This is a genomic window from Nocardia sp. NPDC058518 (assembly GCF_042719655.1).
Lineage (GTDB): Bacteria > Actinomycetota > Actinomycetes > Mycobacteriales > Mycobacteriaceae > Nocardia.
On sequence record NZ_JBHXNJ010000035.1, the window covers coordinates 54,420 to 61,109 of the forward strand.

Below are 6,690 nucleotides of genomic sequence, written 5' to 3' on the forward strand. Positions count from 1 at the left end.
TGACGAAACACGGCGCGCACTCACGGTAAAGAACGGGGACTACAACCTGTTACATGAGTGAGGCGCATCCCGTCGACACCAGGCTGCCGTTCGCCCGGCAACTGGCTTTCGGCATCCAGCACGTCCTGATCATGTACACCGGCTGTATCACCGTGCCGCTGGTGTTCGGCGCGGCCGCGGGGCTCGACCGGGCGACGATCGGACTGTTGATCAGTGCTGATCTGCTGGTCGCGGGCATCATCACGCTGGTGCAGAGCCTCGGTGTGGGCAAGCTGGCCGGTGCCCGGCTGCCGATCGTGTGCGGTGCCACCTTCGTCGGGCTCAACCCGATGATCCTGATCGCCGAGGAGTACGGGCTCGATGCCGTGTACGGGTCCATGCTGATCGGTGGCGTGGTCGGTGTCGCGCTGGCGTGGCCGTTCGCGCGGGTGGTGCGGTTCTTCCCGCCGCTGGTCACCGGGACCGTGCTGACCGTGGTCGGTGTGTCGCTGATCGGGGTCGCCGGGGGCCTGATCATCGGGACCGATCCGAAGTCGCCGAGCTTCGCCTCGCCGTCGAATATCGGACTCGCCGCCGTGGTGGTGCTGATCGCGGTCGGGTTCGTCTGCCTCGGCCGCGGTGTGTGGTCGCAGCTCGGTGTGCTGATCGCGCTGGTCGCGGGCATCATGATCGCGCTGCCGATGGGTCTGATCACCACCGCGGGGGTCGGTACCGCCGACTGGATCGGTATCCCGCAACCGTTCCACTTCGGGTCACCGCAGTTCCCGGTGACCGCGGTGGTGGCGATGAGCATCGTGATGGCCGTGGTGTTCGCCGAGTCGACCGCGAGCATGCTGGCGATCAGCGAGATCACCGGCAAGCCGCTCGGCAAGGGCGATCTCGCGCGCGGGCTGGTCGGCGACGGCCTGTCGGGCGTGCTCGGCGGCATCTTCACCGCGTTCGTCGACACGATCTTCAATCAGAACGTCGGCGCGGTCTCCACGACCAGGGTCTATAGCCGGTATGTGACCGCGGTCAGCGGCGCGATCCTGGTGGTGCTCGGGCTGGTGCCGCGGATCGGCGAGGTGGTCGCGGTCATTCCGAAGCCGGTGGTCGGCGGGGTCGGTCTGGTGCTGTTCGCGACCGTCGCGGTCGTCGGTGTCACCACGTTGCTCAAAGCCGATCTGACGGACCGGGTCAACGCGACCGTCGCCGCCACCGCGATCGGCATCGGACTGCTGCCGGTCTTCACCAAGGACATGTTCGACAAGTTCCCTACCTCGGCGCAGATCCTCCTCGACAGCGGTGTCACCCTCGGCGCGGCCACCGCGTTCCTGCTGAACCTGGTCTTCAACCACACCCGCCTTGGCACCGTCGCGCGCGGCTCCACACCACCGCCGGCTTCTCTGCCCACCACCCCGCAACCTGCCGCCGCGATCTGATCGAGCCGATAGAACCTCGCGGCCTGCGCCACATTCCCAGCCCCGCACATCCCGACCTCGAGGAGGGATCGCCGACGAAGTCGGCGGTTCGCGCCCGTCCCGTCGATCAGGTGCCGTTGCGTAGGCGACGAAGGAGCAAGCAACGGTGCCTGATCGACGGGACCACCGGGGGCGCGAACTCGAGCGCGCCAGCGCTCCAAAAATATAAGCTGCGGGGATGGAGATAGCAGGCAAGGTCGCGATCGTCACCGGTGCGGGTGCGGGTATCGGTGCCGCACTCGCTGATCGTCTCGTCGCCGGTGACGCGCGGGTTGTCGTCGCCGATCTCGATGCGGACAGCGTGGCGAAGGTGGCGGCCGACCTCGGCGACCATGCGATCGCGGTCGGTGGCGATGTGGCCGATGAGCAGGTCGTGGCGGAGTTGATCGCCACCGCCGAGCGCGAATTCGGCCCGGTAGACCTGTATTTCGCGAATGCGGGCATCGGCGGCGGCGCCGGTCTCGACAGCACCGAGGCACAGTGGGCGAGCACCATCGACGTCAACGTCATGGCTCACGTGCGGGCCGCGAAACTTCTCGTTCCCGGCTGGCTGGAGCGTGGCAGCGGCTATTTCGTCTCCACCGCGTCCGCCGCGGGCCTGCTCACCCAAATCGGTTCTGCCCCTTACTCGGTGACCAAACACGCGGCGGTCGGTTTCGCCGAATGGCTCTCGGTTACCTACGGCGACAAGGGTATTCGCGTGAGTTGCCTGTGTCCGATGGGTGTGGACACCCAGCTGCTCACCGAGGCGCTCATCCCCGACAACCCGGAAGCAGCCGCGCTGGCGATCAAAGCCGTGAAGACGGCGGGCGCGGTGCTCTCCCCCGAGGAAGTCGCCGACACCGTCGTCGAGGCGATGGCCGCCGAGCACTTCCTGATCCTGCCGCACCCGGAGGTACTGCAGATGTACCGCAACAAAGGTTCCGACTACGACCGGTGGATTTCCGGCATGCGCCGGTTCCAGACCATGCTGCGCGCGTGAACACCGGACGGTACGCACGAAAAAATTCGGCGAGGTAGCGGCGAGATCGCTCGATTCCTGCCACGATGGTCGGTAGCCGCCGGTCACGATCCGCTGACCGGCGGAGGTCTACGCGGAGATCCGGCGATGGCACACCTGATGTATTTCAAGAAGGTTCGCGACGAACTCACCGAGGTCGAGTACGTCTGGGGGCCGAGCCGGGACGAGCTCGACTCGTCGGTGGTGATCGACAAAACCACCTTCGCCGCCCTCCCCGGGCCACCGGGCTACTCGCCGGCGGGCCAGATCATTCTGCGCGCCCGCCGTGGCAGCGAATGGCCCGAGGTAGGGGTCATAGCCTCCTGAGCGCAATACCGCGACGGGCTCCACAGCAGCTGATGACCCGAGGTCGGCGTCATCAGCTCCTGAGCGCTACTCGGTGACGAGCTCTGCCGCCGCCGTGCGCACTACCTCGGGGATCGCCACCGGTTTGCGGGTGTCGGCGTCGACGTAGACGTGGACGAATTCGCCGGTCGCGGCGAGCTCGAGACCGGCGTCGCCCTCGCGGAAGATCGCCAGATCGTAGGTGATGCTGGAGTTTCCGAGGCGGGCGATGCGGAGCCCGACCTGCAGCTGGTCGGGGAAGCTGACCGATCCGTGGAACCGGCACGAGGTCTGCGCGACGACGCCGAGGGCGGGCAGGTCGGTGATATCGGTGCCGGTGGCGCGCATCAGCCAGGCGTTCACGGCGGTGTCGAAGAAGGAGTAGTAGGTCACGTTGTTCACGTGGCCGTACTGGTCGTTGTCGGCCCACCGGGTCGGCATCGGCCACAGGACGGGATAGCTCATCGGGCCATCATGCCGCGCTCCCCTGCCGGTGATCGCGCGGGCTCACCCCGAAGTGCCGTTTGAAGGCGGTGCTGAGCGCGAACGCGCTCCCGTATCCCACCTGATGAGCGATGGATTCCACCGTCGCATCGGATTCGGCGAGCAGATCGGCCGCGAGCGAGAGCCGCCATTCGGTCAGGAAACTCATCGGCGGTTCGCCCACCAGCTCGGTGAATCGGCGGGCCAGCGCGGCCCGCGACATGCCGACCGCCTCGGCCAACGCGACCACCGTCCACGGATGCGCCGGATTGTGCTGGAGCAGGCGAAGGGCCTTGCCGACCAGCGGGTCGCTGTAGGCGTGGTACCAGGCGGGGGCGTCGTCGCGGGCGAACCACGCGCGCAGCGCGGCGATGAGCAGCAGGTCGAGCAGGCGGTCGAGGACGGCGGTTTGCGCGGGCAGGTCCTTGGTCGCCTCGTCGACGAGCAGGTCGAGCAGCCGAGTATCGAGCTCGCCGCGCGGCAGCACCGCGACCCGCGGCAGCGCGCGCAGCAACCGTCTGCTCACCGCACCCGCCGATTCGTAGGTTCCGGTGACCATCAGTGTCTCACCGTCGGGATCGGTGCCCCACTGCCGCACACCGAGACTCAGTGTCTCGCAGAGAATTTCGCCATCGGGCGTCGTGGTGACCTGACCCGGCTGGATGACGATCTGGGGTTCGGTCGCCGGATCGTCGGCCACCGTATACGGCTGCGGCCCACGGAAAACCGCGACGTCGCCCGCGCCGAGTTGCCGCGGCGGCATCGAATCCGTACTGACCCAAGCCTTTCCGCGGATCATCGCGAGCACCGTGAGCGGGGCTTCATCCTGCACGCGCAGTGACCACGGCGGGTTCAGCAGCGAACACATGAGGAACGCACCGCGGGCGCGTGGACCTTCGAGCAGACCGGCTAACGCATCCACCCTTCCCACAGTAGACGACAACGCGTAGACGACAACGCATGTTCGTGAGCGGCACGACGATGTCGCCGCGTGCCGCGCGACGGTGTACTTATCTCATGACAAACACCGCTTCTCACCAGCAGCTTTCCCTCATCACCGGCGCTACGGGCAAGACCGGCAGCCGGGTAGCGGCCCTCCTCGAGGCCGCCGGACAACAGGTCCGCCACGGCTCGCGCACCGCCGCGATCCCCTTCGACTGGGCCGACCGCGAGACCTGGGCACCCGCGCTCGCCGGTGTCGACTCCGTCTATCTCGCCTTCCAGCCCGACCTCGCCGTCCCCGGCGCCCCGGATATCATCCGCGCGTTCACCGCCGCCGCCCGATCCGCCGGCGCGCGCTCGGTGGTGCTGCTGTCCGGTCGCGGCGAACCCGAGGCACTGGAATGCGAAGAGATCGTGCGGGATTCGGGCCTGAGCTGGACCATCGTGCGCTGCGCCTTCTTCGCCCACAACTTCAGCGAGGGCGCCTTCGTCGACGACGTACTCGCCGGTGCGGTGGCGCTGCCCAACGGCGATGTGCCGGAGCCGTTCGTGCACCTCGACGATATCGCCGAGGTGGCGGCGGCCGCGCTCACCGATCCGCGCCACGCGGGTCAGCTCTACGAGCTCACCGGCCCACGCGCCCTGACCTTCGCCGACGCGGTCGGCGAGATCGCCGCGGCCACCGGTCGCGAGATCGCCTTCATCCCCGTGTCCCGGCCGGAATTCGTTGCGGCCCTGAGTGAATACCAGGTTCCCGATGACGTGATCAGCCTGCTCGACTACCTCTTCGGCACGATCCTCGACGGCCGCAATTCCGCCACCGCCGATGGTGTCCGCCGCGCCCTCGGCCGCGAAGCCCGCGATTTCACCGACTACGCAAAAGAGACCGCCGCCACCGGAGCATGGACACCCACGCAGTAGCAGTCGGCCGGTCGATCACCAGGCAATGGCGCAAGCATCGCCCGAAAGGCGATCTGCACCATCGCCTGGTGATCTTGACATGCCAGGTGCACCGCGATCAGCGGCGAGGCCGGAGTCCTGCCCGGTACCGTCGAAGCGGTGAGTTCAGTGACGATCGACCGCGGACTTCGGCCGGCCAGGGCCGCGGTGTTCGCGGCTTTCACACTGAACGGGGTTCTGCTGGCCATGTGGGTGGTCCACATTCCGGCGATCACCGACCGGACCGGGGTGTCGCCCTCGACACTCAGTGTGCTCGTGCTGCTGATGGCGGGCGCCGCGCTCGTCGGTATGCGGCTCGCGGGCCCGGCCGCCGACCGGTTCGGCAGCCGCACGCTGGTCGCCTTGGCGGCATCGGCCATTTCTGTGACCGTCCTCGGCCCGGGACTGGCGACCGATCCGGTCACCTTGGCGATTGCCCTGGCCTGCTTCGGGTTCGGTATGGGCGCCCTCGACGTGTCGATGAACACCCAGGCGGTGCTCGTGGAACGCGCGTACCGCCGACCGATCATGTCCTCGTTCCATGCGATGTTCTCGGCGGGCGCGTTCGCCGGTTCGCTGGTGGGCGCGGCCGCCCAGCACGCGGGGTGGGCGACGCAGCTGACGCTGCTCTCCGCCGGGATCGGCGGACTCGGCATCACCGCAGTGCTGGTGCCGCACCTGCTCGGCCACATCCGACCCGAATCACCCTCGCATCCAGAGCATTACGACAGTGCCGGTGCGCAGCCCGTTGACAGCGCGAGCCAGGATGCGACAGCCGACTCGACTCGGCTCGGCTCCGCACCGACCAGCCCAGCGAACGACGCCGGCGAACACGAAAAGTGTTCTCACTCGGGTGCATCGCGTTCGTGCTCCTTCTCGCCGAGGGTGTGGCGGCCGACTGGAGTGCGCTGCAGGTACGCGAACACCTCGACACCTCCGAGGCGGCTGCCGCCCTCGCTTTCGGCGCCTTCTCCGCCACCATGACCCTCGGTCGATTCATCGCCGATCGGGTGAGCGCCGCCATCGGCCCGGTAGCGATCGTCCGCTACGGAAGTTTGCTCGCCGCAGCGGGATTCGCAGTAGTGATCGCCTCGCCTTGGCTCCCGCTCACCCTCCTCGGCTGGGCGATGTGCGGACTCGGCCTAGCGGGCGGTGTCCCCCAAATCTTCTCCACCGCAGGCAATCTCGGCGGCACCACAGCCGCAACAGACATGTCCCGCGTCTTCACCATCGGCTACCTCGGCCTACTAGCAGGCCCCGCGATGATCGGCTGGCTCACCGCCCTGATCCCCCTCACCGCCGCACTCACGATCCCCCTGATCCTCACCCTGACCTGCGCAGCCGCCGCCAACATCGTCACCCCAGCCCGCACCCTTACCGCACGACCAGCCACATCCAACACCCCAAATCCGCCATGACCGCACTCCCAACCCCCGCACTCCCGACCCCTAGGGAGGGACGGCCACGAAGTGGCCGGTCCGCGGCCTGGTCGCGCGGGGGGGACGCGCGGGCGCCGGGGCA

Annotated in this window: 6 protein-coding genes and 1 pseudogene; 5 read left to right on the forward strand and 2 right to left on the reverse strand. The window is 68.0% G+C overall.

Annotation, left to right across the window (positions count from 1 at the left end; translation table 11 throughout):
- Nucleotides 1–53 precede the first annotated feature (53 nt).
- The 3 genes from ACFWPX_RS35115 (at nt 54) to ACFWPX_RS35125 (ending at nt 2,787) form a co-directional block, all read left to right on the forward strand.
- A complete protein-coding gene (locus ACFWPX_RS35115) occupies nt 54–1,421 on the forward strand; it encodes a uracil-xanthine permease family protein (RefSeq protein WP_378932833.1) in 1,368 nt (455 codons plus the stop codon).
- A 217-nt stretch (nt 1,422–1,638) separates the two neighbouring features.
- Complete coding sequence (locus ACFWPX_RS35120) at nt 1,639–2,442, forward strand: SDR family oxidoreductase (protein ID WP_378921832.1); 804 nt, start codon at nt 1,639–1,641, stop codon at nt 2,440–2,442.
- A gap of 126 nt (nt 2,443–2,568) precedes the next feature.
- Nucleotides 2,569–2,787 (forward strand): hypothetical protein, encoded by a 219-nt coding sequence (locus ACFWPX_RS35125; RefSeq protein ID WP_378921831.1) that lies wholly within the window; start codon nt 2,569–2,571, stop codon nt 2,785–2,787.
- Between the two features lie 66 nt (nt 2,788–2,853).
- Here the strand turns inward: ACFWPX_RS35125 and ACFWPX_RS35130 are convergent, their stop codons facing one another.
- Nucleotides 2,854–3,270, reverse strand: a complete 417-nt coding sequence (locus tag ACFWPX_RS35130; protein WP_378921830.1) for an acyl-CoA thioesterase — start codon at nt 3,268–3,270, stop codon at nt 2,854–2,856.
- Between the two features lie 7 nt (nt 3,271–3,277).
- Nucleotides 3,278–4,210, reverse strand: a complete 933-nt coding sequence (locus ACFWPX_RS35135) for an AraC family transcriptional regulator (RefSeq protein ID WP_378932836.1) — start codon at nt 4,208–4,210, stop codon at nt 3,278–3,280.
- A gap of 95 nt (nt 4,211–4,305) precedes the next feature.
- Here ACFWPX_RS35135 and ACFWPX_RS35140 point away from each other — a divergent pair, with 95 nt between their 5' ends.
- Nucleotides 4,306–5,151, forward strand: coding sequence for an NAD(P)H-binding protein (locus ACFWPX_RS35140; RefSeq protein ID WP_378932839.1), 846 nt, complete (start codon nt 4,306–4,308; stop codon nt 5,149–5,151).
- Nucleotides 5,152–5,304: 153 nt separating this feature from the next.
- A pseudogene (locus ACFWPX_RS35145) lies at nt 5,305–6,587 on the forward strand (MFS transporter).
- Nucleotides 6,588–6,690 lie beyond the last annotated feature (103 nt).